The sequence below is a fragment of the Brevundimonas sp. genome, assembly GCF_036676055.1.
Lineage (GTDB): Bacteria > Pseudomonadota > Alphaproteobacteria > Caulobacterales > Caulobacteraceae > Brevundimonas.
The window spans coordinates 1-25,388 of sequence record NZ_JAKFDS010000049.1 but is presented as its reverse complement, the minus strand read 5'-3'; the positions used below and the strand labels follow the sequence as shown (position 1 = coordinate 25,388).

Annotated in this window: 26 protein-coding genes and 1 pseudogene; 11 read left to right on the top strand and 16 right to left on the bottom strand. The window is 69.4% G+C overall.

From position 1 onward, the window contains the following. Nucleotides 1-9: 9 nt before the first annotated feature. The 6 genes from rplT to V6M45_RS07935 form a co-directional block, all read right to left on the bottom strand. Nucleotides 10-369 (bottom strand): 50S ribosomal protein L20, encoded by a 360-nt coding sequence (rplT, locus tag V6M45_RS07960; RefSeq protein WP_332655291.1) that lies wholly within the window; start codon nt 367-369, stop codon nt 10-12. A gap of 54 nt (nt 370-423) precedes the next feature. Further along, complete coding sequence (gene rpmI / locus V6M45_RS07955; RefSeq protein WP_003166435.1) at nt 424-621, bottom strand: 50S ribosomal protein L35; 198 nt, start codon at nt 619-621, stop codon at nt 424-426. 161 nt (nt 622-782) lie between these two features. Beyond that, nucleotides 783-2,735 (bottom strand): alpha/beta hydrolase family protein, encoded by a 1,953-nt coding sequence (locus tag V6M45_RS07950; protein WP_332655289.1) that lies wholly within the window; start codon nt 2,733-2,735, stop codon nt 783-785. A 76-nt stretch (nt 2,736-2,811) separates the two neighbouring features. Continuing rightward, entirely contained in the window at nt 2,812-4,062 is a 1,251-nt protein-coding gene (locus tag V6M45_RS07945) for an MFS transporter (RefSeq protein ID WP_332655287.1), read from the bottom strand. 134 nt (nt 4,063-4,196) lie between these two features. Further along, nucleotides 4,197-4,718: a translation initiation factor IF-3 gene (gene infC / locus V6M45_RS07940; protein ID WP_332655285.1), complete on the bottom strand. Its 522-nt coding sequence runs from the start codon at nt 4,716-4,718 to the stop codon at nt 4,197-4,199. A gap of 123 nt (nt 4,719-4,841) precedes the next feature. Then, entirely contained in the window at nt 4,842-5,801 is a 960-nt protein-coding gene (locus V6M45_RS07935) for a glycosyltransferase family 9 protein (RefSeq protein WP_332655284.1), read from the bottom strand. A 71-nt stretch (nt 5,802-5,872) separates the two neighbouring features. Between V6M45_RS07935 and V6M45_RS07930 the strand changes: the two genes are divergently transcribed. Beyond that, entirely contained in the window at nt 5,873-6,631 is a 759-nt protein-coding gene (locus V6M45_RS07930) for an alpha/beta fold hydrolase (protein WP_332655282.1), read from the top strand. Between the two features lie 19 nt (nt 6,632-6,650). Further along, complete coding sequence (locus tag V6M45_RS07925; RefSeq protein WP_332655280.1) at nt 6,651-6,875, top strand: hypothetical protein; 225 nt, start codon at nt 6,651-6,653, stop codon at nt 6,873-6,875. A gap of 58 nt (nt 6,876-6,933) precedes the next feature. Here the strand turns inward: V6M45_RS07925 and galU are convergent, their stop codons facing one another. Both galU and glmS read right to left on the bottom strand, forming a co-directional pair. After that, entirely contained in the window at nt 6,934-7,812 is an 879-nt protein-coding gene (galU, locus tag V6M45_RS07920) for a UTP--glucose-1-phosphate uridylyltransferase GalU (protein WP_332655278.1), read from the bottom strand. Between the two features lie 55 nt (nt 7,813-7,867). Beyond that, nucleotides 7,868-9,682: a glutamine--fructose-6-phosphate transaminase (isomerizing) gene (glmS, locus tag V6M45_RS07915; RefSeq protein ID WP_332655276.1), complete on the bottom strand. Its 1,815-nt coding sequence runs from the start codon at nt 9,680-9,682 to the stop codon at nt 7,868-7,870. Between the two features lie 174 nt (nt 9,683-9,856). Between glmS and glmM the strand changes: the two genes are divergently transcribed. Both glmM and V6M45_RS07905 read left to right on the top strand, forming a co-directional pair. Further along, on the top strand, nt 9,857-11,206 hold the full coding sequence (gene glmM / locus V6M45_RS07910; RefSeq protein WP_332655274.1) for a phosphoglucosamine mutase: 1,350 nt from the start codon (nt 9,857-9,859) through the stop codon (nt 11,204-11,206). An 8-nt stretch (nt 11,207-11,214) separates the two neighbouring features. Continuing rightward, the gene (locus tag V6M45_RS07905) at nt 11,215-12,267 is read left to right on the top strand and encodes a YeiH family protein (protein ID WP_332655272.1); all 1,053 of its coding nucleotides are present in this window, start codon (nt 11,215-11,217) and stop codon (nt 12,265-12,267) included. 3 nt (nt 12,268-12,270) lie between these two features. Here the strand turns inward: V6M45_RS07905 and V6M45_RS07900 are convergent, their stop codons facing one another. The 3 genes from V6M45_RS07900 to V6M45_RS07890 form a co-directional block, all read right to left on the bottom strand. Next, nucleotides 12,271-12,654 (bottom strand): YkvA family protein, encoded by a 384-nt coding sequence (locus V6M45_RS07900; protein ID WP_332655270.1) that lies wholly within the window; start codon nt 12,652-12,654, stop codon nt 12,271-12,273. Continuing rightward, nucleotides 12,651-13,973: an FAD/NAD(P)-binding protein gene (locus V6M45_RS07895; protein WP_332655269.1), complete on the bottom strand. Its 1,323-nt coding sequence runs from the start codon at nt 13,971-13,973 to the stop codon at nt 12,651-12,653. Before V6M45_RS07895 ends, V6M45_RS07900 begins: the two co-directional genes overlap by 4 nt. Nucleotides 13,974-14,137: 164 nt before the next feature. Further along, nucleotides 14,138-15,637, bottom strand: a complete 1,500-nt coding sequence (locus V6M45_RS07890; protein ID WP_332655267.1) for a phosphomannomutase/phosphoglucomutase — start codon at nt 15,635-15,637, stop codon at nt 14,138-14,140. Nucleotides 15,638-15,825: 188 nt separating this feature from the next. Between V6M45_RS07890 and gpmA the strand changes: the two genes are divergently transcribed. From gpmA to V6M45_RS07875, 3 genes are all read left to right on the top strand, one after another. Beyond that, nucleotides 15,826-16,545, top strand: a complete 720-nt coding sequence (gene gpmA, locus V6M45_RS07885) for a 2,3-diphosphoglycerate-dependent phosphoglycerate mutase (RefSeq protein WP_332655266.1) — start codon at nt 15,826-15,828, stop codon at nt 16,543-16,545. Nucleotides 16,546-16,547: 2 nt separating this feature from the next. Beyond that, entirely contained in the window at nt 16,548-17,186 is a 639-nt protein-coding gene (locus V6M45_RS07880) for a bifunctional diaminohydroxyphosphoribosylaminopyrimidine deaminase/5-amino-6-(5-phosphoribosylamino)uracil reductase RibD (protein WP_332655265.1), read from the top strand. A 66-nt stretch (nt 17,187-17,252) separates the two neighbouring features. Next, entirely contained in the window at nt 17,253-18,527 is a 1,275-nt protein-coding gene (locus V6M45_RS07875) for a pentapeptide repeat-containing protein (RefSeq protein WP_332655264.1), read from the top strand. Nucleotides 18,528-18,585: 58 nt separating this feature from the next. On the opposite strand, the gene V6M45_RS07870 is transcribed toward V6M45_RS07875, so the two are convergent. Then, on the bottom strand, nt 18,586-19,050 hold the full coding sequence (locus V6M45_RS07870; protein WP_332655263.1) for an Hsp20 family protein: 465 nt from the start codon (nt 19,048-19,050) through the stop codon (nt 18,586-18,588). A gap of 287 nt (nt 19,051-19,337) precedes the next feature. Here V6M45_RS07870 and V6M45_RS07865 point away from each other — a divergent pair, with 287 nt between their 5' ends. From V6M45_RS07865 to V6M45_RS07855, 3 genes are all read left to right on the top strand, one after another. Then, nucleotides 19,338-20,165, top strand: coding sequence for a class I SAM-dependent methyltransferase (locus tag V6M45_RS07865; protein WP_332655261.1), 828 nt, complete (start codon nt 19,338-19,340; stop codon nt 20,163-20,165). A 105-nt stretch (nt 20,166-20,270) separates the two neighbouring features. Beyond that, nucleotides 20,271-21,173, top strand: coding sequence for a class I SAM-dependent methyltransferase (locus V6M45_RS07860; protein ID WP_332655260.1), 903 nt, complete (start codon nt 20,271-20,273; stop codon nt 21,171-21,173). Next, nucleotides 21,170-22,207, top strand: coding sequence for an alpha/beta hydrolase (locus tag V6M45_RS07855; RefSeq protein ID WP_332655259.1), 1,038 nt, complete (start codon nt 21,170-21,172; stop codon nt 22,205-22,207). Before V6M45_RS07860 ends, V6M45_RS07855 begins: the two co-directional genes overlap by 4 nt. Here V6M45_RS07855 and hisN read toward each other — a convergent pair. After that, complete coding sequence (gene hisN, locus V6M45_RS07850) at nt 22,204-22,989, bottom strand: histidinol-phosphatase (protein ID WP_332655258.1); 786 nt, start codon at nt 22,987-22,989, stop codon at nt 22,204-22,206. The genes V6M45_RS07855 and hisN overlap by 4 nt on opposite strands. Nucleotides 22,990-23,041: 52 nt before the next feature. Next, nucleotides 23,042-23,419: a helix-turn-helix domain-containing protein gene (locus tag V6M45_RS07845; RefSeq protein ID WP_332655257.1), complete on the bottom strand. Its 378-nt coding sequence runs from the start codon at nt 23,417-23,419 to the stop codon at nt 23,042-23,044. Nucleotides 23,420-23,602: 183 nt separating this feature from the next. Between V6M45_RS07845 and V6M45_RS07840 the strand changes: the two genes are divergently transcribed. Then, complete coding sequence (locus V6M45_RS07840) at nt 23,603-23,860, top strand: GlsB/YeaQ/YmgE family stress response membrane protein (RefSeq protein ID WP_332655255.1); 258 nt, start codon at nt 23,603-23,605, stop codon at nt 23,858-23,860. Nucleotides 23,861-23,934: 74 nt separating this feature from the next. On the opposite strand, the gene V6M45_RS07835 is transcribed toward V6M45_RS07840, so the two are convergent. Together V6M45_RS07835 and V6M45_RS07830 are read right to left on the bottom strand one after the other, a co-directional pair. Continuing rightward, nucleotides 23,935-24,627, bottom strand: coding sequence for a hypothetical protein (locus V6M45_RS07835; protein WP_332655254.1), 693 nt, complete (start codon nt 24,625-24,627; stop codon nt 23,935-23,937). Between the two features lie 136 nt (nt 24,628-24,763). Next, a pseudogene (locus V6M45_RS07830) lies at nt 24,764-25,388 on the bottom strand (translational GTPase TypA); the annotation flags it as partial.

Sequence of the window (25,388 nt, the reverse complement as noted above, 5' to 3'; positions counted from 1 at the left end):
AAGCCGCGATCAGGCGGCCTTCAGCGCGTCCCGGACCTTGTCGGCGATGGCCTTGAAGGCGCCCTCGTCGGCGGCCATGGCGGCCAGAACCTTGCGGTCCAGCTCGATGCCGGCCTGGCCGAGGCCGTGGATGAACTGCGAATAGGTGAAGCCTTCCAGACGCGCGGCGGCGTTGATGCGCTGGATCCACAGGGCGCGGAAGTTGCGCTTCTTGGTGCGGCGGTCGCGGTAGGCGTACTGCCCGGCGCGGTCGACCGCGGCCTTGGCGGTGCGGATGGTGTTCTTGCGGCGGCCGTAGAAGCCTTTGGCCTGCTTCAGAACCTTCTTGTGCTTGGCGTGGGAAACTACGCCCCGTTTGACGCGAGCCATGTCGCTATCCTTTCAAATTCAGTGTGGAGATCAGGTCAGGTCTGCGCGCGCCGATCAGGCGTACGGCATGTAGGACTTGATCTTCTTGGCGTCGGCGTCGGCCATGACCGAGGTGCCGCGGTTCTGGCGGATGTATTTGCTGTTGTGGCTGATCAAGCGGTGCCGCTTGCCCGCCACGCCGGCCTTCACCTTGCCAGTCGCCGTGAATTTGAAGCGCTTCTTGGCGCCCGACTTCGTCTTCAGTTTGGGCATTTTCACTCTCGTTTTGAGCGGGCTGCCGCCCTCCGGGCGACGTGAGCCCTCGGGGATGGTGACCCTGATTAAGAACCGCCCAGGCATGCCTGTTCGCCCGGCGGTTCGGTACGCGAAGGCGCGGCTTCTAGTCGAAGCGGGCCCCGATAGCAAGAGAACCCTCAGCGAGGCGGGTTGTGCGCCTCGAGAAATTCGATCGTCTCGGTCAGCATCCGCCGGCGGGTGTCGGGGAAGGACAGCCAGTGGTCCTCGCCTTGCAGCGGAATCATTTCGACCTCGTTGCCCGCGCGACGCATGGCCTCGGACATGATCTCGCTCTGTTCGTAGGGAACGACGGTGTCGTCCCGCCCGTGCAGCAGCAGGACCGGAGCCTTGATCTGGCTGACCAGCTGGGCCGGCGAACGCTCATCGAGCGAGGCGTCATTGTAGCCGGCGCCGTCCATGAACCGGTTCCAATATCGGATGACCGGATTTCGCGACTGGTTGCCGAACCCTACGGCGCGGGCTTCCGAGCGCAGCATCTGGCGCAGGTCAGCGACGCCGGCCACCGACACCGCACAGCGGTAGGCTTCGGGCTGCATCGCCACCCCGGCGAGCGCGGCGTACCCGCCATAGCTCGCCCCGACCACGCAGACCCGCGCAGGATCAATGATCCCGAGCCCGGCCAGATGGTCGATCCCGTCGGTGAGATCGGTCTGCATCTTTCGGCCCCACTCGCCGTAGCCCGCCTGCAGGTAAGCCTCTCCGAAACCGTCGGAGCCGCGGAACTGAGGCTGAAACACCGCATATCCGCGTGAGGCCAGCGCCTGGGCCCACCAGTCGAACTGGGCATAATCCCTCGACGCTGGCCCGCCGTGCGGCAACAGAACCAGCGGCAGGTCGCTCGCGGCGCGTCCGCGCGGCAGGGTCAGATAGCCATAGAGCTCCATGCCGTCTGCAGCCGTGTAGGTGAGCATCGACACCGAGGCGATGCCTTCAGGGCCGACGTCGGGGTAGGCGCGGCCGACCACGGATACCGAGCGCGCGGCGGCGTCGTAGAGATAGAAGGTGCCCGCGTCGGTGTCCCCTTCGCTGCGCACCACCACTGTCTGGTAGTCCGAGCTGAACGACCCCAGCCGAAGCCGCTTGCCAGGCAGACCCTGCACGAGGGTCGTCCATGCCTGCTCCAGCTTCGGCTCGTAGAAGGTGTAGGTCCCATCGTCGCCGACCACGCCCATGCCGACCAGCCTCTGATTCCGGTCGTAAAGCGGACCCGCCGAGAGTTCTTCCTGCTGGCGCCGTTCGCCGACCTCGCCGGTCGAGAGCGACACTTCGGTCAGGTAAATATCCGTTCCCTCCAGCGTCGAGACGATCACCTTGTCCGGATCTTCGGCGAAGCCCCAGATGCCAGGGCCATCGAGGTCCGCCGTCTGTTCGAACACGGTGCGCCAGCCCCCACCGCCAGCCGGCGCCGTCAATCGGGTCCGGGCACTGTCTTTTGACAGGGCGATGCGCGCCGCGATGTCGCCGTTCGGACGCACCAGATAGCCCGCCGTGTCTTCCAGCCCCGTGGCGATCCGGCGCCCCCGGCCGGAGTTCAGGTCAACACGATAGACGTCCTGCGTATAGGCGTAGCCCTCGCTGGTGATGGCCTGCACATAGAGGGTCGGTTCCCCCCGATAGTCCCCCCGCCAATGATCGAATACCGCATTGATCACGCCCTTGTCGGCGGATCTCAGCACCCGGGCCACGCCGCGGGTGCGAACATTGACGATGTCCAGCTGCGGGAAATGACTCGTGCTGATGAAGAGATGGGAGTTCAGGACCAGCGACTCGATCGCCACATGGTCTTTCGACACCCAGAAGACCCGATTGGGACGCCGGTCGCTGACATCGATCGTGACCAGCACCTCCCCGGTTCGGGCCTGGACCACCACCTGGGCGACCTCACCTCGACGACTGAGATAGGCCAGCTCTGTCCCGTCATCCGAGACAGCCACGCTGCTGACCGCGGGCAGCGCGGCATAGGCCTCTACCGGCGTCGGTTGGGGCGCCTGGGCCAGAGCCTGTCCCGTCCCTGCTGACAGGCCGATCATCGCGGCCGCCAGGCCGAGGAAGAAATGTCGAATGGTCACACGCAGCCCCCGCTGTTGAAGACGCAACCTTAAGGGGGGCGTCGGGGGGAGCCAAGCGTCAAAGGCGAAAATCCGGCTACTCGGCCGGCTGCGGAGCTGCAGCGGCCTGACGGATCCGGAAGGCCCGCCCGGCATTGACGGCCATCACCGCGGCCGGAACGGTAAGGACCGCGCCGATCAGGAAGGGCCAGTCGTGGCCGATCCCCGAGAAGATGGCGCCGGCCGCCATCGGTCCGAAGATCCTCGCCGACGAACTGGCGGCCATGTTCAGCCCCAACATGGCGCCCTGACGGTCCGGATCGACCGAGCGCGAGATCAGGGCCGAGATGTTGGGCATGGTGACGGCCATGCCGAAGGCGCCGAGCGCCATGATCACCGGCACGAGGAAGTCGGCGTCCGGCAACAGCCGGCTGGCCGCGACCTGCCCCACCAGACCGGCTCCGAAAATCAGGCAACCGACCGCCAGCACCCGCGCCTCGCCAAAGCGCCGGGCCAGACGGCCGGCCAGGAATCCCTGGCAGATCACCGAGACCACGCCGACCGCCATGAAGCACAGCCCGACCTCGCGCGGGCCCCAGCCGTAGCGGGCCTCGGTCCAGAAGCCGAAGGTCGATTCCATGCCCGAAAAGCCCGCCATGTAAATCAGGGTGACGAGCAGCACCCGCGACACCACCGGATTGGCCACGGCGTCCTGCACGCCGCCGAGGAAGGGCGGGCGCGGCGCAGCCGGATCAGCGGGGGCCCGGCTTTCCTTCAGGAGGACGACGACTCCGAGGGCCGCGAGCAGGCACAGGCCCGCCGCGACGAAGATCGGCAGCTGGTAGCCCAGGGCGCCGAGGTCCGGCCGGGTCAGCAGCCCGCCCAGACCGGGACCGAAGATGAAGCCGAGTCCGAAGGCCGCGCCGATCAGCCCCATCCGCCCCGCGCGCAGTTCGGGCGGCGTCACATCGGCGACATAGCCCTGGACCGTCGAGATGTTGCCGGCGCCCAGACCCGTGAACAGCCTGACCGCGATCGCGATCCAGATGTTGGGCACGAAGGCGAGGGCCAGATAACCGGCCGCATTGGCCAGGATGGTGATCAACAGCACCGGCTTGCGGCCGATCCGGTCCGACAGCCGGCCCCAGAACGGCTCCGCCACGAACTGTCCCAGCGAATAGGCCGAGAACATCAGCGCCACCTGCCACGGCGGCGCATCCAGCGTCTGGCCGTAGAAGGGCAGCAGCGGAATGACGATGCCGAAGCCCACCAGATTGATGAAGACGACGCCGAACAGCACGGCCAGGGCGGATCGCGAGGGCTGGGGGGCGGCGGGCGTCAGGGTCACGGCGAGGTCCGGGAGGAACGAAGGCCGATCTGTCGGTCACCCGGCGGCGACGCGCAAGGGCCGGACGGACCGGCAATGAAAAACGCCCCGGCCTGGCGGGCCGGGGCGTTCGAATTCCAGACCCGATCAGCGACCTATTTGGGCGCGAGGATCATGATCATCTGGCGGCCTTCCATACGCGGGGCGTATTCGACCTTGGCGATCTCGTCGAAGTCGGCCTGGACCTTGTTGAGCAGCTTCATGCCCAGCTCGGGGTGAGCCATCTCGCGGCCGCGGAAGCGCAGGGTCACCTTGACCTTGTCGCCCTCCTCGAAGAACCGGTGCATGGCCCGCGACTTCACTTCGTAGTCGTGCACGTCGATGTTGGGCCGGAGCTTGATTTCCTTCAGCTCGACGACCTTCTGACGCTTGCGCGCCTCGGCCTTCTTCTTCTGCTCCTGGAAGCGGAATTTGCCGTAGTCCAGAATCTTGCAGACTGGCGGTTCGGAGGTGGAAACGATCTGAACCAGATCCATGCCGGCCTCTTCGGCGGCTTCCAGCGCGGCGGAGGTGGGCATGACGCCCTGCTTCTCGCCGTTCTGATCAATGAGCAGAACGCGCGGCGCGCGGATATCTTGGTTCATGGGCGGCCCGTCCTTGACGGGCGGCTGGTTCATAGGACGGCGAATGGGCGTCGTTTCCTTTAAGTGGACGAAGAGGCGGACCGGACGGGAGTGAGCGCGCGGCGGATCGCGGCGTTCCCCTCAGGCGGCCCTATATGACCGCGAACGCCCGTCTCTTCAAGGTTTCCCGGCGGCCGGGGCGCTGATGAAGGCGTCGTGCAGACCCAGCACGGCCTCGAACACGTGGTCCACGGTCAGCGCCTCGATGGGCGCGAACTCGCCGCGGGTCTCGTTGGAGGCGACCGTGCGGGTCTTCGGCCCCCACGGACCGTAGAGCCACCATTCCGTCGGGCCGAACAGGCCCAGCGTCGGCCGCCCGGCCGCGGCGGCGACGTGCATCAGCCCGGAATCGTTGCCAACGAACAGCGCCGCCCGGTCGATCGCCGCGGCCGAGGCGAGGATGTCGCCCTTGCCGACGAAGTCGACGCCCCGCTCGCCCGCCGCCGCCAGCGCGGGAGCGGCCGGCGGATGGTCGCCCGGACCGCCGACCAGCATGAAGCGCCAGCCGGCGAAGCGCGGCTCGGCCCTCAGCCGTTCGACCAGCGCCCCCCACCGGTCCGCCGGCCAGCTCTTGCCGGGCTGGTGCGCGATCGGGGCGAGCGCGAGGATCGGCCCCGGGGCCGCGGACAGCTGCGGGTCGATCACCGCCGCCGCCTCGCGCCGGGCGTGGTCGTCGAGGAATAGTTCGGGATCCAGCGCACCCGCCGCCCCCATCAGCCGCGACACCATCTCGACCTTGCGCACCCCCGTCTCCCACGAGCGGTTGTAGACCACCCGGCGCTTCGCCGGGATCAGGTAGGACAGGGCCGAGCCGCGGATATCGATGACCATGTCCCAGCGGGTCCCGACGACCTGCTTCCACAGCGCGACCCAGTGGCCGGCGAATTTTTTCTTGTCGAGAATGATGACCCGTTCGACCCCCGGCGCGGCGCGGAACAGGGGGGCTGGCGGCCGGCCGCAGGCGACGGTGATCCGCGCTCCGGGCAGCTGGCGGCCGATCTCCCGGATCACGCCCGAGGAGATGACGCAGTCGCCGATGCGGTTGGAGGTGACGAAAAGGACCCTGGGTTCGGACACGCGGATTGGCCTTCGCTTCGCTTGTCCGGGTTCGCTATCAGTCCGCGAACGATTTCGCGAGAGGGACGCCGATGGACGACGTGGAACGCCTTGACCGCCCGGACGGCGAGTTCCTTGCCCTGAAGCGGGTCCGGGGCGCGGGCCCGACGGTCGTCTGGATCGGCGGCTTTCGCTCCGACATGGAGGGGACCAAGGCGCTGGCGCTGGAGGCGGCGGCCCGGGAAGGCGGCTGGAACTACGTCCGCTACGACCATTTCGCCCACGGCCGGTCCTCGGGTGATTGGCGCAAGGCCACCATCGGACGCTGGCGCGAGGACGCCGTGGCCCTGATCGACAGCCTCGACGGCCCGGTCGTTCCGGTCGGTTCGTCGATGGGCGGCTGGGTCGCCCTGCTGCTGGCCCGGGCGCGGCCCGACAGGCTGGCCGGGATGGTGCTGGTCAACCCGGCGCCCGACTTCACCGAGGACCTGATGTGGCCGGGCCTCGCCGACCACGAGCGTCAGGCGATCCTGCGCGAGGGCGAGACCCTCGTCGTCGAGGAAGGGCTCGGCGAATACGTTCTGACGCGGCGCATGTTCGAGGAGGCCCGCGACTGGCTGGTGCTGCGCGGCCCTCTGCCGGTCGCGGCCCCGGTGCATATCCTGCAGGGTCGGGCCGACGACGTGGTGCCGTGGCGGCGCCAGAGCCTGCTGATCGAGCGCCTGACCGGCGGCGACGTGTCGCTGGACCTGATCGAGGGCGGCGACCACCGCCTGTCCACGCCCGCCGATCTCGCCCGCCTGATCGAGGCGGTTGAACGGAATCGCCGCTCAAGCTCTACAATGTCGTGACACCACCGGGAGAAACGCCATGCGTATCGTGCCTTTCGCCGCCCCCGCCGCCCTCGCCCTGACGCTGTCGGCCTGCGCCTCCGCCATGGGCCCGGGCCACTACCAGACCGAAATGGAGCGGCTGACGGCCGAGTGCGAGGCCCGCGGCGGCATCCTGTCGCCCACGGGCACGCAAAGCGGCCGTCCCCAGCTCGACAACGTCTGCAAGATCACCGGCCAGCCGTCGCCGCGCGTCGGCGGCTGACGGATCAGAGCAGAGCCGCGATCGCCGCGCCCCCGGCGCGCTTGCGCGCCGGACTTGTCTAAAGAAGCGCGGCCAGGGCCGCGCGGGCCTGCTCGCCCAGGTCGGGTCGCTTCAGCGCCAGCGCCACATTGGCCCTGAGGAGTCCGATCTTGTCGCCGCAGTCGTGGGTGACCCCTTCGTACTCCACGGCCGTGAAGCTCTGATCCTTCATCAGCCGGGCCATGCCGTCGGTCAGCTGGATCTCCCCGCCGGCTCCGCGCGGCTGGGTCTCGAGAATGCCGAAGATTTCCGGCTGCAGGATGTAGCGGCCCGAGATCGACAGGTTGGACGGAGCCTCGCCGCGCGGCGGCTTCTCGACCATCCCCTTCATGCGGATGTGCCGGCCGTCCCGGTTCACCGGATCGACGATGCCGTATTTGTGGGTCTCGCTCTCGGGCACGGCCTCGACGCCAATGACATTGCCGCCGACCTCGGCGTAGACGTCGGCCAGCTGCTTCAGCGCCCCCGGCTGGGAGTCCACGATCACGTCCGGCAACAGCACGGCGAACGGCTCGTCGCCGATGATATCGCGGGCGCACCACACAGCATGGCCCAGGCCCAGCGGCTGCATCTGGCGGGTGAAGCTCATCTCGCCGGCGCTGGCCAGCTCCGCGTTCATCATGTCGAGGATGTCGGTCTTGCCCTTGGCCAGCAGCTGGGCCTCAAGCTCGATCTGGTGATCGAAATAGTCCTCGATCGCCCCCTTGGACCGACCGGTGACGAAGACGATGTGCTCGATCCCCGCCTCGCGCGCCTCTTCGACGATATAGCTCAGGATCGGCCGGTCGACGACGTTCAGCAGTTCCTTGGGCGTGGTCTTGGTGCCGGGCAGCACCCGGGTGCCGAGGCCGGCGACGGGCAGGACGGCCTTGCGAAGGCGGCGGGTTTGGTCGGTCATGCGGGATCCTGAAAGGGGAAGGCGGACAGCCTAACGCATAAGCGGCGTCGCGCGATCACTCCACCGTCACCGACTTGGCCAGGTTCCGCGGTTGATCGACGTCCGTGCCCTTCTGCACCGCCACATAGTAGGCCAGCAGCTGCACGGGCACGGCGTAGACCAGCGGCGCGATCAGCGAGTGGCATTCGGGCGCGTCGACGCGGCGGATGCCGGCGCCGTGCGGATCGGGCGCCGACCTCGGGGCGATCATGATCACCGGCCCGCCGCGCGCCGCCACCTCCTGCAGGTTCGACGCCGTCTTCTCGAACACCTCGTCCATCGGGGCCAGGGCCACGATCGGGGTCAGCTCGTCGACCAGGGCGATCGGCCCGTGCTTGAGCTCGCCGGCGGCATAGCCCTCGGCGTGGATATAGCTGATCTCCTTCAGCTTCAGCGCCCCCTCCATGGCCAGCGGGAACATCGCCCCGCGGCCGAGGAACAGCACGTCGGTAGCCTTGGCCACGTCGTGGGCGACGGCTTTCAGGTCGTCTTCCATCAGCATGGCCTCGGCGATCAGGCGCGGGGCCTCGAACAGCGCCTTGACCAGTTCGGCCTCCTTCGCCGCGTCGATCTTGCCGCGCTGCACGCCGGCCGCCACCGCCAGCGCCAGCAGGGCCGCGACCTGGGCGGTGAAGGCCTTGGTCGAGGCGACGCCGATCTCGGGTCCGGCGTGGGTCGGCCACAGCACCTCGGCCTCACGGGCCATCGACGAGGAATGCACATTGACGAGGGCCGCGGTCTTCAGTCCGGCGGCCTTGCACCAGGCCAGGCTGGCCAGGGTGTCCGCCGTCTCGCCCGACTGGCTGACCGCCACCGCCAGGGTCCCCGGCGTCAGCGCCGGCTGGCGGTAGCGGAACTCCGAGGCGATCTCGACGTCGCACGGCAGGCCGGCCAGCTTCTCGAAGGCGTAGCGGCCGATCTGGCCGGCGTAGAAGGCGGTGCCGCAGGCGACGATCTGGATGCGGTCAATGGCGGTGAAATCGGTGGGACCCGCCTTGGCCTTCGCGTTCACGAAGTCGAGGTATTCCGACAGGGTGTGCTGGACGCTGTCCGGCTGCTCATGGATCTCCTTTTCCATGAAGTGCCGGTACTCGCCCTTCTCGACCAGGGCCGAGGAAGCCGAGACCTGCACGATCGGCCGGTCGACGGCCTTGCCGTCGACGTCGAACATCCGCGCGCCGGACCGGTCGATGCCGACATAGTCGCCCTCTTCCAGATAGGAGATCTGGGTCGTGAAGGGGCCGACCGCCAGGGCGTCCGAGCCGAGATACATCTCGCCCTCGCCCCAGCCGACCACCAGCGGACTGCCGCGCCGCGCGCCCATGATCAGCCCCTCCTCGCCCTCGACCAGCACGGCCAGGGCGTAGGCCCCGGTCAGCCGGTCCAGAACGGTCTTGAAGGCGACCAGCGGATCGTTGGCCCGCGACAGTTCGCGGTCCAGCAGATGGGCCACCACCTCGGTGTCGGTCTGGCTCTCGAAGACGTGGCCCTCGGCCGCCAGCTCGGCCTTCAGCTCGGCGAAATTCTCGATGATGCCGTTGTGCACAAGGGTCACCCGCCCCGCCTTGTGCGGATGGGCGTTCTCGGTGGTGGGCGCGCCGTGGGTGGCCCAGCGGGTATGGCCGATGCCGACCGTGGCCTCCAGAGGCTCGGCCGCGAGCACGGCTTCCAATTCGCGGATCTTGCCCTTGGCCCGGCGCCGCTCGATCCGTCCGTCGACCAGGGCGGCCACCCCGGCGGAGTCATAGCCCCGATATTCCAGCCGCTTCAGGCTGTCGATCAGACGGGGAACCGCCGGACCGACGCCGGTGACGCCGATGATGCCGCACATGAACCAGACCCTCGGAAAGTGATTTCCCGCGCTTTGCGCAGGGACGCGGGACGGTCTAAGCCGACCCTGACTCCTGCCGCCGGTGTAGGCGAGAGGGGCCGGGAATTGCACCTGAAAAGCGGTTTCGCAACATTTCTGCGCCAAGGATGCAGGCGGACACGAGGAAGACTGGACTTGGGCGAGAGACGCTATTTCGGCACCGACGGCATCCGCGGACGCGCCAACACCCACCCGATGACGCCCGAGGTGGCGCTGCGCGTCGGCCTCGCCGCGGGACGAATGTTCATGTCGTCGGACGACCGCCGCCACCTCGTGGTGATCGGCAAGGACACCCGCCTGTCCGGCTATATGATCGAGCCGGCCCTGGTGGCGGGTTTCTCGGCCGCCGGCATGGACGTCCGCACCTTCGGCCCCCTGCCGACCCCGGGCGTAGCCATGATGACCCGGTCGATGCGCGCCGACATCGGGGTGATGATCTCGGCGTCGCACAACGCCTATCTCGACAACGGCATCAAGCTGTTCGGCCCCGACGGCTACAAGCTGTCGGACGCGGTCGAACTGAAGATCGAGTCGATGATGGACGAGGCGCTCGGCTCCGGTCTCGCGCCCGCCGACCGGCTCGGCCGCGTCAAGCGCATCGACGACAGCCAGGCCCGCTATGTCGAGATCGCCAAGGCCAGCTTTCCCAAGGGGCTCAGCCTGCAGGGCCTGCGTATCGCCGTCGATTGCGCCAACGGCGCCGGCTACAAGGTCGCCCCGACCGCCCTCTATGAACTGGGGGCCGAAGTCCACGCCGTCGGCGTCGAACCCAACGGGCTGAACATCAACGCCGACTGCGGCTCGACCCATCCCGAGACCCTGGCCGCGGCGGTCCGCGCCTGTGGCGCCGACATCGGCATCGCCCTCGACGGCGACGCCGACCGGGTCATCATCTGCGACGAGAAGGGCCAGGTGGTCGACGGCGATCAGATCATGGCCATGGTGGCGCTCGACTGGGCGAAGCGCGGCCAGCTCAAGGGCGGCGGCCTGGTCGCCACCGTCATGTCCAACCTCGGCCTCGAGCGCCGGCTCCAGGCCGAGGGCCTGACACTGGAGCGGACCAAGGTAGGCGACCGCTACGTCATGGAGCGGATGCGCGAGGGCGGCTTCAACCTCGGCGGCGAACAGTCCGGTCACATCATCCTGCACGACTACGCCACCACCGGCGACGGCCTGATGTCGGCGCTCCAGGTGCTCGCCGTTCTGGTCGAGAGCGGCAGGCCGATGAGCGAACTGGCCCGCCAGTTCGACACCGTCCCTCAGAAGCTCGAGAACGTCCGCTATACCGCCGGCAAGCCTCTGGACGACCCGAAGGTGAAAGCCGCCATCGCCGAGGCCGAGGCGCGACTGGCGGGCGTCGGTCGGCTGCTGGTGCGTCCGTCGGGCACGGAAAAGCTCATCCGCGTCATGGCCGAGGGCGACGACGCGAAGCTGGTGAAATCGGTTGTGGCCGACGTGGTCGCGGCGGTGAAGGCGGCGGGGTAGCCTCCCCGATGAATCCCGCCCGCGGCGCGCGAGCCCTTTCCCTGATTCCCGGTCTCGCCCTCTCCGCCGCCGTCGCCTTGGCCGCGGTCGCGGTTCAGGCGCTGGAGCTGCGCCTGTTCGGGCGCGGCTGGATCGACGCCATCGTCCTCGCCATCCTGATCGGGGCCGCGATCCGCTCGGCCTGGACCCCGCCCGCCTCGGTCCGCCCCGGGGTCGAGTTCAGCGCGCGGACCCTGCTGGAGATTGCCGTCGTCCTGCTCGGCGCCTCGGTCAGCGCCGCCACCGTGATCGCCATCGGACCCGGCCTGCTTCTGGGCACGGCCGTCGTCGTCACCCTCGCCATCGCCGTCAGCTACTTCATCGGCCGGCTGCTGCGTCTGCCACGGCGGATGGCGGTGCTGATCGCCTGCGGCAACGCCATCTGCGGCAATTCCGCTATCGCCGCCGTGGCCCCGGTGATCGACGCCGACGCCGGGGATGTCTCCGCCGCCATCGCCTTCACCGCCGTGCTGGGCGTGGTCGTCGTCCTGGTCCTGCCGCTGCTGGGCGCGGCGCTGGCGCTGAGCGAGGTGCGGTACGGGACCCTCGCGGGCCTGACGGTTTACGCCGTGCCCCAGGTCCTGGCCGCGACTGTGCCCGTGGGCGCGGTGGCCAACCAGGCGGGGACTCTGATCAAGCTGGTCCGGGTATTGATGCTCGGCCCGGTCTGCCTCGCCCTGGCGGTCGCCGTCGCCCTGCGGGGCCGGTCAGAGGGCGGGTCGCCCGCCGCCGACGCCTCGCCGCGCCGGTTGCCGCTGGGCCACCTGCTGCCGTGGTTCATCGTCGGCTTCCTGCTGATGATGGGCGCGCGGTCCCTGGACCTGATCCCGGCGGACGCCCTGCCGGTCCTCCGGTGGATCACCACAGCCCTGACCGTGCTGGCCATGGCCGCCCTCGGCCTCAGCACCGACGCCCGGGCCGTGGCCCGCGCGGGCCCACGCATCGCCGCCGTCGTCACCCTGTCGCTGCTGGCCCTGATCGGCATGGCGCTGGGCCTGATCGGGCTGCTGGCGGTGATCTGAGTCTCAGGCGAACGCCTTCAACAACCACCAGCCGGCCGCCCCTGCCGCCGCGATCCAGATCGCCGCCACCACGACCGCCGCGGCCCGCCCCGCTGGCCGGGGGCCGCACAGGGCGCGCGTCCGGAACTCGTCCATCAGCATCCTTGGGATCAGCCGCACGGCCAGCCAGATCCCCAAGGGCAGGATCAGCAGATCGTCGAGATAGCCAAGCAGCGGCACGAAGTCCGGGATCAGATCGATCGGGCTGAAGGCGTAGGCCGCCACCGCCGCGGCGAGGAGTTTGGCGGTCAGCGGCGTACGGGGATCCCGGGCCGCGATCCACAGGGCCAGCACGTCCCTCTTCAGCCGCCCGGCCCAGTCCCTGAGCGCGGCCAGCGGGCGGCTCATGTGCGGTAGGGCGCATCGGCCACCGCCGCCGCCACATCCTCCAGCCGCTTTCGGATATCCGGTACGGCGGTGGTCTCCCAGAACGCCGCCCGGGCCGGCGGGCCGAGCATGAACAGTCGGGGGTCCGGCGCGCCGTCAGCGTGCAGCACCCGTCCCGTCGCGTCCAACTCCAGCCCGAGGCCGATCGGATCGAGGCGGGCGCGGCCCGAGGCCACAAGCGGTGCGGTCAGAGGATCTGCCGCCGGGTCGTACCCCGGTCCGCTGCAGTCGATCAACCATCGCCCGGTCAACGGCGCGCGCGCGCCTCCCCCGCGCGGAGTCCATTCCAGCGCGACGCCATCAGGCTGCGCCTCGATCCACGCGGCTCGACCGGACACGACGGTCAGCCGTCCGTCGGCCTTCAGCTGCTCCAGCCTGGCGGCGACGGAGCCCGCGATACGGTGGCGGTGGGCGTCCCACCACGGCCGCAGGTGCCGCACGAAGCGGGCGCGCGTGGCTGGATCGGCCTCGACCCAGAGGTCGGCGATCAGGGGCCGCAGCCCCTCCATGACGCCGCGCCAGCCCTTCGCCCCGGCAAGCCGGCGGCCCTCGGCCAGTCGGGCGGACAGCGCGCCCCCGATGAGGCCGGCGGTCGGCCGGACGGCTGCGTCGTGGCGGTCAGCATGCGCTCGCGGCTCAAGCCCCCGGCGGCTGAGGGCCACGGCGCTGCCGCGCCAGCCCCTGGCGAGCAGGCCCAGCACCATGTCGACCATGGTCAGGCCGCTGCCGATGAAGATCACGTCGTCCTTGGGTCCGATCCGGTCGAGGGCGCCTTCGGCCCAGGGGTCGCGGATGACCCGGTCGGCCGGCCCGGCGACCGCGGTCGCCGGCGGGGGGTTTCCGGTGGCCAGCACCACCACGTCCGCTTCGACGCTCCGGCCGTCGGCCAGCCGGACCGTGTCGCCCTCGAGGGCGACGGCCTCGCCAGTCAGCCGTTCGATCCGGCCGGGATTCGCCTTCTCCACCCGCGCCAACCGGTCCTGGACATAGAGGCCGTACAATCGCCGCGGGGCGAAGCCCTCCGGTCGGGCGTGGTCGGGATGATGCGCCGCCAGCCAGTCGACGAAGTCATCAGGCCGCCCCTCAAATGCGCTCATCCGGTTCGAACTGACATTCAGCACATGGTCGTCCAACAGTGTGGAATAGGCCAGCCCGGGGCCGAACCGGCCGGACCGGTCGATCAGGGTCGAGCCGATACCCCGCTCCGCCAGCCGCGCGGCCAGCATGGAGCCGGAAAAGCCGCCGCCGATGATCGCCACGCTCCGGATGTTCTGGGTCACGTTTGATCCACTTCCCGGCCCATCGTCCGGCGCGACAACTGTCATCCCCTACCCTGCCATCCCGGTCCTTCCCCGCCAAACCCTGTCATCCCGTGCGGCGCGCGCCGCACCCACGCAGATGCAGCCGGGTGTGACGGCTCTTCGCCGCCCCTGTCGCCCGGGACTCAGATTTCCTGATTGTAGGCGCCGATCTCGGGGTATTTCGCCAGCCGCGGCTTCACCTCGTCGCGGAACAGGGCGCGCATGTCGTCCTCGGACCGCATGCTCTCGACCACCACGACCAGTTCCGGCTTGTTCGACGAGGCCCGCACCAGCACCCAGCTGCCGTCCTCCAGATGCACCCGCACCCCGTTGACGGTGATCGCCTCGACGATCTTGCGGCCGAGGATCGAGCCGCCGCTGTCGGCCAGCGCCTGATACTCGGCGACGATCCGCTCCAGCACCTCGTACTTGAGCTCGTCGTCGCAATGCGGCGACATGGTCAGGCTGGTCCAGGCGTCCGGCAGGGCCGCCTTCAGCTCGCTGAGTTTCTTCCCCGGATTGCGGTCCAGCATGGCCAGAACCGCCCCGGCCGCGACAATGCCGTCGTCATAACCGTGCCCCAGCGGGGCGTTGAAGAAGAAGTGGCCGGACTTCTCGAACCCGGCCAGCGCGCCCAGTTCGGCCGTCTTGCGCTTGATATAGCTGTGGCCGGTTTTCCAGTAGACGGTGGTCGCGCCATTGGCCTTCAGCACCTCGTCCGTCTTGTACAGGCCGGTCGATTTCACATCGACGACGAAGGTGGCGTTCGGGTGCAGGGCCGACAGGTCGCGCCCCAGCATCAGGCCGATCTTGTCGGCGAAGATCTCCTCGCCGGTGTCATCGACCACGCCGCAGCGATCGCCGTCGCCGTCGAAGCCCAGCGCCAGGTCGGCGCCCGTCTCCCGCACCCTCTGCGCCATCTGCATCAGCATGGCGTGGTCCTCGGGGTTCGGATTGTATTTGGGGAAGGTGTAGTCGAGGTCCGTATCCATCTCGATCACCTCGGCCCCCATCCGGCGCAGGGCCTCGGGAGCGAAGGCGCCCGCCGTGCCGTTGCCGCAGGCTGCGACCACCTTGATCTTCCGCGTCAGCTTCGTCTTCGCGACGATGTCGGCGATGTAGCGTTCGCGGAAATCCTCGACCCGGATCAGCCGGCCGCCGTCCCGACTCACGCCCTCGCCGTTCAGCACGATGTCCTTCAGCCGGCCGATCTCGTCCGGGCCGAAGGTCAGCGGCGGCTGCGCCCCCATCTTGACCCCGGTCCAGCCGTTCTCGTTGTGGCTGGCCGTGACCATGGCCACGCACGGGCAGTCCAGTTCGAACTGGGCGAAATAGGCCATGGGCGACAGGGCCAGGCCGATGTCGACCACCTCCATTCCGCCTTCCAGCAGGCCGAGGATCAGCGCCTGCTTCACGCTCAGCGAATAGGAGCGGTAGTCGTGGCCGACCACGATGCGCGGCCGCTGGCCGATCTCGTGGACATAGGTCGCCAGACCGAGGCCCAGCGCCTGAATGCCCAGCAGGTTGATCTCCTTCTCGAGAATCCAGCGCGCGTCGTATTCGCGGAAGCCCGTCGCCTTCACCAGCGGAGTGGTTTCGTAATCGGCGGTGTTGGGGCGGAGATCGGAACGGGGTTTCGGCATGGATCCTCTGCGTTCGGCTGGGAGCTGCGGAACGGTCCCGGCCATGGCCACGCTTCTAGCCCCCGGTCCCATCGCGCCGCAACAACGCCTCAGACCGGGGATTGGTCCCGGGAACCCGGCGCGGGGGGCAAAGCTTGACCCTTCCCGACCCCCGGCCTACCCCCGGACCGACGTCATCGGAGACCTGAATGCCCCGCCTGATCCTGCTGCGCCACGGCCAGAGCCAGTGGAACCTCGAGAACCGCTTCACCGGATGGGTCGACGTCGACCTGACCGCCGAGGGCGAGGCCCAGGCGCGCCGGGGCGGCGAGCTGATCGCCGAAGCTGGCTTCAACCCGGACGTGATGTTCACCTCGGTGCTCAAGCGGGCGAAGCGCACCGGGGCGCTGGCCCTCGACTCCGCCGGGCTGAAGGACGTGCCCGTCGTCGAGGACTGGCGTCTGAACGAGCGCCACTACGGCGGCCTGACCGGGCTGGACAAGGCCGAGACCGCTGCGAAGCACGGCGAGGACCAGGTGAAGATCTGGCGCCGCAGCTACGACGTCCCGCCCCCGCCGCTGGCCCCCGGCAGTGAGTTCGACTTCGCCTCCGACGCCCGCTACGCCGGCCAGGCCATCCCTGACACCGAAAGCCTGAAGACCACCCTCGAACGCGTCCTGCCCTACTGGAACGAGGCCGTCGCGCCCCGCCTCCGGGCCGGAGAGGACGTTCTGATCGCCGCCCACGGCAATTCGCTCCGCGCCATTGTCAAACACCTGTTCGCCGTGCCCGACGACCGGATCGTCGGGGTCGAGATCCCGACCGGCAATCCGCTGGAGATCGATCTTGACGGCGATCTGACGCCGACCGCCGCCCGCTATCTCGACCAGGCCCGGGCGACCGAACTGCCGCCCCTGCCGGGAGCCTGACCATGACCGACGCGCAGCAGGCCTCGGACGACATCCGCTTCATGGGCCGCGCCATCGCCCTGGCCCGGGCCCGGATGGGTCAGACCTGGCCCAATCCGGCGGTCGGCTGCGTGATCGTCAGCGGCGGCGAGCTGGTCGCCGAGGCCGCCACCGCGCCGGGCGGCCGCCCCCACGCCGAGGAACAGGCCGTGCCCGCCGCCGGCGGCCGGACGCAGGGCGCGACCGCCTATGTCACCATGGAGCCGTGCGGCGCCCGCTCCTCGGGCCGCACCTCCTGCTCGAACTTCCTGATGGAGGCAGGGATCGCCCGGGTCGTGGTCGCCGCCGTCGACCCCTCCCCCTTCGCCTCGGGCCGGGGCGTCGAACGGCTGCGCAAGGCGGGGCTGCAGGTCGAGACCGGCCTGCTCGCCCAGGACGCGGCCGTCCTCTACGAAGGCTATCTGCACCGGGTCGAGACCGGCCGGCCGATGGTCCGCATCAGCGAGGACGGCGAAGGCTTCGACGCCCGCTTCGCCGCCTCCCCGAAGGCCGATCTGACCACCGAGCTGAAACGCCTCGGCGAGGCCGGCTACACCCGCCTCTGGGTCGGCCCCGGCGAACTGGCCGAGGCCCTCGCCGACCAGGGCCTGCTGACCGACTGAGCGGATCGCGAACAGGGTTAAAATGTTTCAGTCTTCCTTAAGCGCCGCTGTGCCATAGCGGGACCCATGTCGGGAAACGCCGCCGCCACCGCCGCCAGAAGGCGCATCGATCAACACGAACTGGACGCCATCTGCGCCCGGCACGACCGCCTTTGGCAGGCCAAGCCCGGCGGGGCGAGGGCCGTGTTCGCCTGGCTGGACCTGGCCGGCCTGTCGCTGGCCGGCCGCAACCTGGCCGACGCCGACTTCGCCGCCGCCTGCCTGATCGGCTGCGACCTGACCGGGGCCAAGCTGGACAACGCCACCTTCTTCGGCGCGGACATGCAGGACAGCATCCTGGTCGAGGCCAGCATGCGGCGGGCCGACCTGCGCGGGGCCTGTCTGCGTGGCGCCGACCTGACCGGAGCCGACCTGTTCGAGGCCGACCTGCGCGAGGGGACCATCGCCGCGGCCGACTCCAGGCTCGGCTTCCGGGTCGTCGAGGCCAGACAACGCAACGACACCCAGGCGACCGGCGCCTGCCTGGCGGGAGCCAATCTGGAGCGGTCCAAGCTGACCGGCGTCGTCGCCGTCGCGGCCGACTTCTCCGACGCCATCATGAAGGACTGCAAGCTGGTCCGGGCCAATCTGAAGCAGGCCAGCTTCCGCGGCGCCGACATGGCCGGAGCCGACCTTTCCGGCGCCGACCTGACCGGCGCCGACCTGCGTGACGCCGTGCTGGTCGGGGCCAAGATGGCCATGTGGCGGACTGACGGCGCGGACATGACCGGCGTCCTCACCGACGACCGATCCGCCGGCAGCCCCGTGAACAAGATGCCGGCCGCCGACATGCTCGCCGAGCACGCTCGCTGGTGCGAGACCGGCGGCGCCGCGGGCCAGCCCTCGGTGTTCGACGGAGTCGACCTGCGGGCCCTGCGTTCGATCACCGGCTACAATCTGACGGCCCTGTCCGCCAAGGGCGCGGTCTTCTACGGCCTCGACATGGAAGGGGTGCAGCTCCAGGGCGCGCATCTTGAGGGCGCGGACCTGCGCTCGGCCAACCTCAAGGGCGCCGACCTGCGCGGGGCGCGGCTGACCCGGGCCCGTCTCAACGGCGCCGACCTGCGACAGGCCCAGCTCGGTCCGCTGATGATCGGGGCCGATCGCCTGCTGCCGGCCGACCTGACCGGGGCCTGCCTGAAGGGGGCCGATCTGTCGGGGGCCGACCTGAAGCGGGCCAATCTGACCGACGCCGACCTGAGCCGCGCCATCCTGCGCGGGGCCTGCCTGCGACAGGCCGAACTGACCGGAACAATCCGGACCGGCGCCCTCGGCATGGAGATCGACGCGGCGGCCGCCTGAGACAAAAAAAGGGGCGACGCGAACGCCGCCCCTTCGGGATCATGAGAAGGGCCGGCCGTTAGGCCGCCTTGCCCTTCTTGCCTTCGATCAGGGCCTGGCCCCCGCCGATCTCGATGCGCCGGGGCTTCAGGGCTTCCGGAAGCTCGCGCTGCAGGTCAATCGACAGCAGACCGTTGATCAGATCCGCGCCCTTCACGACGACATAGTCGGCCAGCTGGAAGCGGCGCTCGAAGTCACGCTCGGCCAGACCGCGATGCAGGAAATTCCGCCCGGCGTCGTCATCGTTGGCGGTCTTGCGCCCGGTGACGGTGAGCAGGTTCTCCTTCACCTCGATGTTCAGCTCGTCCGGCTTGAAGCCGGCGACGGCGATCTCGATCCGGTAGGCGTTCTCGCCCGTGGTTTCGATGTTGTAGGGCGGCCAGCCGTTTTCCTGGCTGGTGCGCGCGGCGCTTTCCAGCAGGCCGGCGAGCCGGTCGAAGCCGACGGCGGAACGATAGAGGGGGGTGAAGTCATAGGTACGCATGGTCATCCTCCTGAGGATCAGCAAGGTTGAACCGTCCCTGCGCTTTCGGCCCGGGACGGCGATGGGAGTTCAGCCCCGACAGTCCGATGTTCGGCCCCGTCCGGTCTGGAGGACCCGATGCCGGCGTCCTCGGGGACAGATGTGGGATTGGCGAAAAAGTCGTCAAGGGGCGCCGATCCGGCTTTCCGGCCGCTTCAATCTGTCGCCGCGCGCCCATCATGACTTGCCCGGCGCGTCCGAACCCCGCAGGGTTCCGCCGCCTCTTCCCCTCCCCCTGGAGACGACCGATGCGACTGCTCGCTCTCGCCGTGACCGCCGCGCTCGCCCTTCCGGCGACGGCCTTCGCCCAAACCCTGCCCGCCCTGCCTTCGCTCGACGAGACGCCGGCCCAGCGCACCGCTCGCCGCGCCGCCATGACGCCTCCCGTGCTGCAGGAGGATGCGGCCCTGCAGGCGGCGGTCGCCTCGCCCACGCGCCCCGCCGCTGACACCGCGCGCGACGTCCATCGGCATCCGTTCGAGACCCTGACCTTCTGGGGTCTGACGCCGGGGTCGACCGTCGTCGAAATCGAGCCGGGCCGGGCCGGCTGGTGGCGCAACATTCTCGAGCCCTACGCGGCCGCCACCGGCGGAACCTACGTCCCGGTGAACCGGCCGCTCGACGGCATGGGCGTCGCCGACGGAGCCGCCGACATGATCGTGGTCGCCCGCGCCTTCCACAACTGGCATCGGTCCGGCCGGACGGAGCCCTACATGGCCGCCTTCTTCAAGGCGCTGAAACCCGGCGGCGTGCTGGCGGTGGAGCAGCACCGCAGCGTCGACGGCCTCAACCCCGACCAGACCGCGCCGACCGGCTACATGCCCGAGAGCTATGTCATCCGGGCCGCCCTGGCCGCCGGCTTCGTGCTCGACGCGCGCAGCGAGTTGAACGCCAATCCGAAGGACGACCACGACCATCCGTACGGTGTCTGGACCCTGCCCCCGACCCGCGTCAGCGCGCCGCGCGAAAGCGTCGCCACCGACCGGCCGACGCCGCTGACCGAGGCCGAGCGGGCCGCCTTCGACGCCATCGGCGAAAGCGACCGGATGACCCTCCGCTTCCGCAAGCCGGCCTGATGACGAGCGCCGCCGCAACGGCTTTGACCGGTCGCGGGAACAGGGTTAAGCCCTTCGCCGACGGGGGACGAACCGTACGGCGCGGTCGCCTCGCGGGGGACGTGAATGGCTGACAAAACACAAGCTTGGCGACCGTTTGCGTCGCGCCGGAGCGTGCTTTCCGGCGGCGCGGCCCTGCTTGTCCTCGCCGGCTGCAATCGCGAGAAGACCGCCGAACCGCCGCCCCAGCCGGACGGTCCCCCCAAGGGATCATTGGAGTGGGCCGTCGCCGGGCCCTGGCGCGCCCAGGACCGCGCCCGGGATGTCTGGCGTCACCCGATGGAGACCCTGCGCTTCTTCGGCCTGCAGCCGCGCATGACAGTGATCGAGTTCTGGCCCGGAAGCGGCTGGTGGACCGAGATCCTCGCGCCCTATCTGGCCGAGGGCGACGGCCGCTACATCGCCGCGGGCTTCCAGACCGGAGCCGGCGCCGATCCGGCGCAGACCCAACTGATGGCGGCCTTCCAGAAGCGCTTCACCAACGATCGCCGTCTCTACGGGGAGATCGAACTGGCCGAATTCGGCGCCTCCTCGGGTCCCGTGGCCCCGGCCGGCACGGCGGACCTGGTCCTGTTCATGCGCAACATCCACGCCTGGATGGCGGCGGGCATCGCGGAAAAGGCCTTCGCCGACGCCTATGCCGCGCTGCGGCCCGGCGGCGTGCTCGGGATCGAGCAGCACCGTCTGGGGCCTGACAAGGATCAGGATCCGACGGCGGCGAACGGATACGTCCAGGAAGCGTTCGTCAAACAGCTGGCGGCCGAGGCCGGGTTCGCCTTCGTCGCGGCCTCGGAAATCAACGCGAATGAAAGGGATACCAAGGATCATCCGTTCGGCGTCGAGACCCTGCCGCCGATGGGTCTGACCGCCCCGAGAGGATCGCCGCCGGACCCGACCTTCGACCGGTCGAAATACGATGAGATTGGCGAAAGCGACCGCATGACCTTGAGATTCAGGAAACCCGAGTGAGCCGAGCCGCCGCCTACGCCGCCAACGCCCCCCTGATGGGGGTTCCGGGCGCGTCCGCGCCTCCGGGCGGGACCGGAGAGTGGTTCCGCGGAGCCGGCGGCCTGCGCCTGCGCGCCGCCTTCTGGACGCCGTCGGCCCTTACCGGCAAGCCGCGCGGCACCGTGGTGATCAGCCCGGGCCGCACCGAGCCGATCGAGAAATATTTCGAGGTCATCGGCAATTTCCTCGCCCGAGGCTGGTGCGTTCTGGCCCACGACTGGCGTGGTCAGGGCCTCTCGGCGCGGCTGCTGCCGGACCGGCTCAAGGGCCACGCACGGGCGGTCGAGGAATTCCTCGACGACTACGCCCGCCTGCTCGACGCTTGGGAGGCCCGCGCCCCCAAGCCGTGGATCATGGTCGGCCACTCGATGGGCGGGGTCCTCAACCTGATGACCCTGCAGGCCGGTGAGGAACGCTTTTCGGGCGCCCTGCTGACCAGTCCGATGCTGCGCATCAGGACCGGCAAGCGGTCGATGTGGTCGGTCAAGCTGGCGGTCCGGTGGAACCTGCGTCACGGCAAGGCCGGCGACTACGTGCTCGACAATCCCGACGATCCGTTCGACCACACCTTCGAAAAGGACGCCCTGACCACCGACGAGAGCCGCTACGAGCAGTGGCGGCAGCAGCTTTACGCCTGCCCCCATCTGGCCGTCGGCGGGCCGACCTGGGGCTGGCTAGCCTTTGCCCTGGATGCGGGCGAGCGGGCGCTCAAGCCCAAGGCCCTGAAGGCTGTGCGGGTCCCGGTGGCGATCGTGCAGGCCGGCGAGGACGACCGCGTCTGGAAACAGACCAACAAATGGGCCGCCCGGCGGCTGGGCCGCGGCCGTTACGTCGAGATCCCCGGGGCGAAGCACGAGGTGATCATGGAGACCGACGAACTGCGCGCGGTCTTCCTCGACGAGTTCGACGCCATGGGGGCCTATGTCTCCCCGGTCGAGGATCTGTCGCCGATCCCCGGCCCCCTCGTCGAGCGCGAGCCTACAGAGGCCGCCTAGGCGGCCGCCCGGCGCAGGGCGACCAGCGCCTGATCCCGCAGACGCGCATCCCCCACGGCCAGGATCTGTCCGTCGTGGTCGGGGACTCCGCCGCGCCAGTTGGTGACTTCGCCGCCCGCGGCTTCGATCACCGGAACCAGCGCCGACCAGTCCCACACCTTCAGCGCGCTCTCGGCGACCAGGTCGATCCGCCCCGCGGCGACCATGGCGTAGGCGTAGGCGTCGCAACCCAGCCGGGCGAGCCGGGAGGCGGCGCGCACCTGGGTCCAGGCGCCCAGTTCGGCGCCGGTGAACAGGTCCGGGTCGGTGGTGGCGATCAGGGCCTCATTGAGGTGGGCGCAGGACCGCACCGCAAGCGGCGTCTCGCCGCCCGCCTTCAGCAGGCGCGCGCCGGACGGGCCGCCCAGGAAGATCTCGTCGAGACACGGCTGGCCGATCACGCCGACGATCGGCCGCCCCGCCGTTCTCAGGGCGATCAGATTGGTCCACAGCGGCAGGCCCGCGATGAAGGCTCGGGTGCCGTCGATCGGATCCAGGATCCAGACGTGTTCGGCGTCGGGCCGGTCCTCGCCATATTCCTCGCCGATGACGCCGTGGTCCGGATAGCGGTCGGCGATCAGACGCCGGATCGCCGCCTCGGCCTCGCGGTCGGCCTGGGTGACGGGGTCGAAACCGGCGGCTCCGCCCTTGTCCGTCTGCTCGTACGCCCCCCGGAAATACGGCAGGGACACGCGGGCGGCCTCGCGGGCCAGTTCGACGGCGAACGCTTCATACTCGGTCATGCAGGCGGGATACTCACGCCCCGCCCTCATGTCACCGTGTCATTGTCGCGGCTCAGGCGGTCTGGCCATCCGCGTGGAGCGATTTGGCGAGGTCCAGCAGCCGGCGACGCGGCTTTTCGTCCAGCTGGTAATAGGCTTGGATCAGGTCGAGGGTTTCCTTGCGGGAGAACATCTCGCCGCCCTGGTTGGCCGCCTCGCGGCGCTCGATGGCCTCTTCCAGCCCGTCGTAGAAATAGCTGACCGGCGATTCCAGCGCCTCGGACAGCTGCCACAGGCGGGCGGCCGAGATGCGGTTGGCGCCGCATTCGTATTTCTGGATCTGCTGGAAGCGGATGCCGACCTGGGTGGCCAGCTGCTGCTGCGTCAGGCCAAGCAGGCGCCGCCGACGGCGGAGGCGGCGTCCGAGATGAAGGTCGATGTCGGTGGCCATGGCTCCAAGTCCCCTGGTTATCAACCTGTCCCGATGCGGGACGGCTCGCCCTTCCGGGGGCAAGGGCCGTGCCGCCTTCCCGCAGCAGGGGATAACCGCCGAACCCCGTTCGACGGACCCTCGGCAACCGTTGCGCTTCCAGCGCATTAAACGGCCATCGACCATCGCTGGAAGGAGCGAACTATGAGCGGTTTTGGATGGATTGCGTGGATTGTCATCGGCATTATCGCCGGCTGGCTGGCTGAACAGATCATGGGGCGCAACCACGGCCTCCTGACCAATCTGATCGTCGGCATCGTCGGCGCCCTGATCGGCGGCTTCCTCTACAACACCCTCCTCGGGGGAGACGCAGGCGGCAACTGGATCATCGGCATCATCGTCGCCACGCTCGGCGCGATCGTCCTGCTGTTCCTGCTGGGTCTGGTGAAACGCCGGGCCTGACGGTCCGCCTCTTCAGGCACAAAAAAAAGGGCGGCTCCGCAAGGAGCCGCCCTTCTCTTTTGCGCTTCGTGCGATCAGCCGTTCGGCTTGCCGGGAGCAGCGCCCGGGCCTTCGCCCGGCTTCGGCGAGGCCGGAGTCTCCGGCGGCAGGGTCGGCGGCGTCGGCTCCGGCGGGCTCGCCGGTTCAGCCGGCGTGGCCGGGACGGCGGGGCTCACGCCCGGCTCGGCGGGAGTGGCCGGAACGGCCGGCGTGGCTGGCGTGGCGCCCCGGACCTCGCCCTCGTCGGCTTCCGCGCCGTCGTCGATGTCAGCATCCATGTCCTCGTCCATGGCGTCGTCCGCATCGTCCTGGTTGCGGACGCCCGGGACGGCCGGCGTCGCCGGGGTCGCCGGCGTCACGCCCGGCTCCGCCGGCGTGGCGGGGGTCGCGGGCTGGGTCACGGTGTCGGCTGCGCCGTACTGTTCGAGGGTGAAGTCGACGACGACGACATCGCCTTCCTGGCGGATCCCGTCGATCGGCACGGCGCGCACGACGCCGTCAGCGCCCTGAACCGTCAGTTGCTGGCGACCGCCGTTCAGGCGGGCGCCAACAAGGACGCCGAGTTCCCCATCCGAGCCGCGCACAGTGGCGCCGGGCTGCAGGGACAGGGTCGGCGCTTCAGCCGTCGTCGACGGAGGGGTCTGCGGGGCCGTGCCGTCCTGCGCGAACGCCGGAGCGGACATCAGGAACAGGCCGGCGACACCCGTGAGGAGCGCGGTCTTTCGCATGGGATTGCCTCAAATCTACGCGAGCCTGGCGCTCGCACCGATGTGGCAACCGGTCATGCTCCCGGCCGTTCCGCCTGCCCCGAAATCACCTTGGGCCTGCCGGAATTGGCCGATTCCCGCTCCCGGAGCGTCGTCTTTAGTCCTCGCGGACGCGCTTCTTGCGGAACGACGGGTTCAGCACCTGCTTGCGCAGGCGGATCGACTTGGGCGTCACCTCGACCAGCTCGTCCTCCTCGATATAGGCGATAGCCTGTTCGAGGCTGGGGCGGCGCGGCGGGGTCAGGCGAACGGCTTCATCCTTGCCGGCGGCGCGGATGTTGTTCAGCTGCTTGGCCTTCATCGGATTGACGTCGAGGTCGTCCCAGCGGGCGTTCTCGCCGATGATCATGCCCTGGTAGGTCTTCTCGCCGGCGCCGACGAACATGACGCCGCGCTCCTCGAGGTTCCACAGGGCGAAGGCGGCGGTCTCGCCATCGCCGTTCGAGACCAGCACGCCCTTCAGACGGCCCTCGATGGCGCCCTTGTGCGGCTCATAGTGGCTGAACACGCGGTTCAGCACGCCCGAACCGCGGGTGTCGGTCAGGAACTCGCCCTGGTAGCCGATCAGCGAGCGCGACGGCGACTTCAGCGTCAGACGCGTCTTGCCGGCGCCCGACGGGCCCATGTCCTTCAGCTCGGCCTTGCGGGCCGACAGCTTCTCGATGACCACGCCGGTGTATTCGTCGTCGACGTCGATGACGACGTCCTCGATCGGCTCCAGC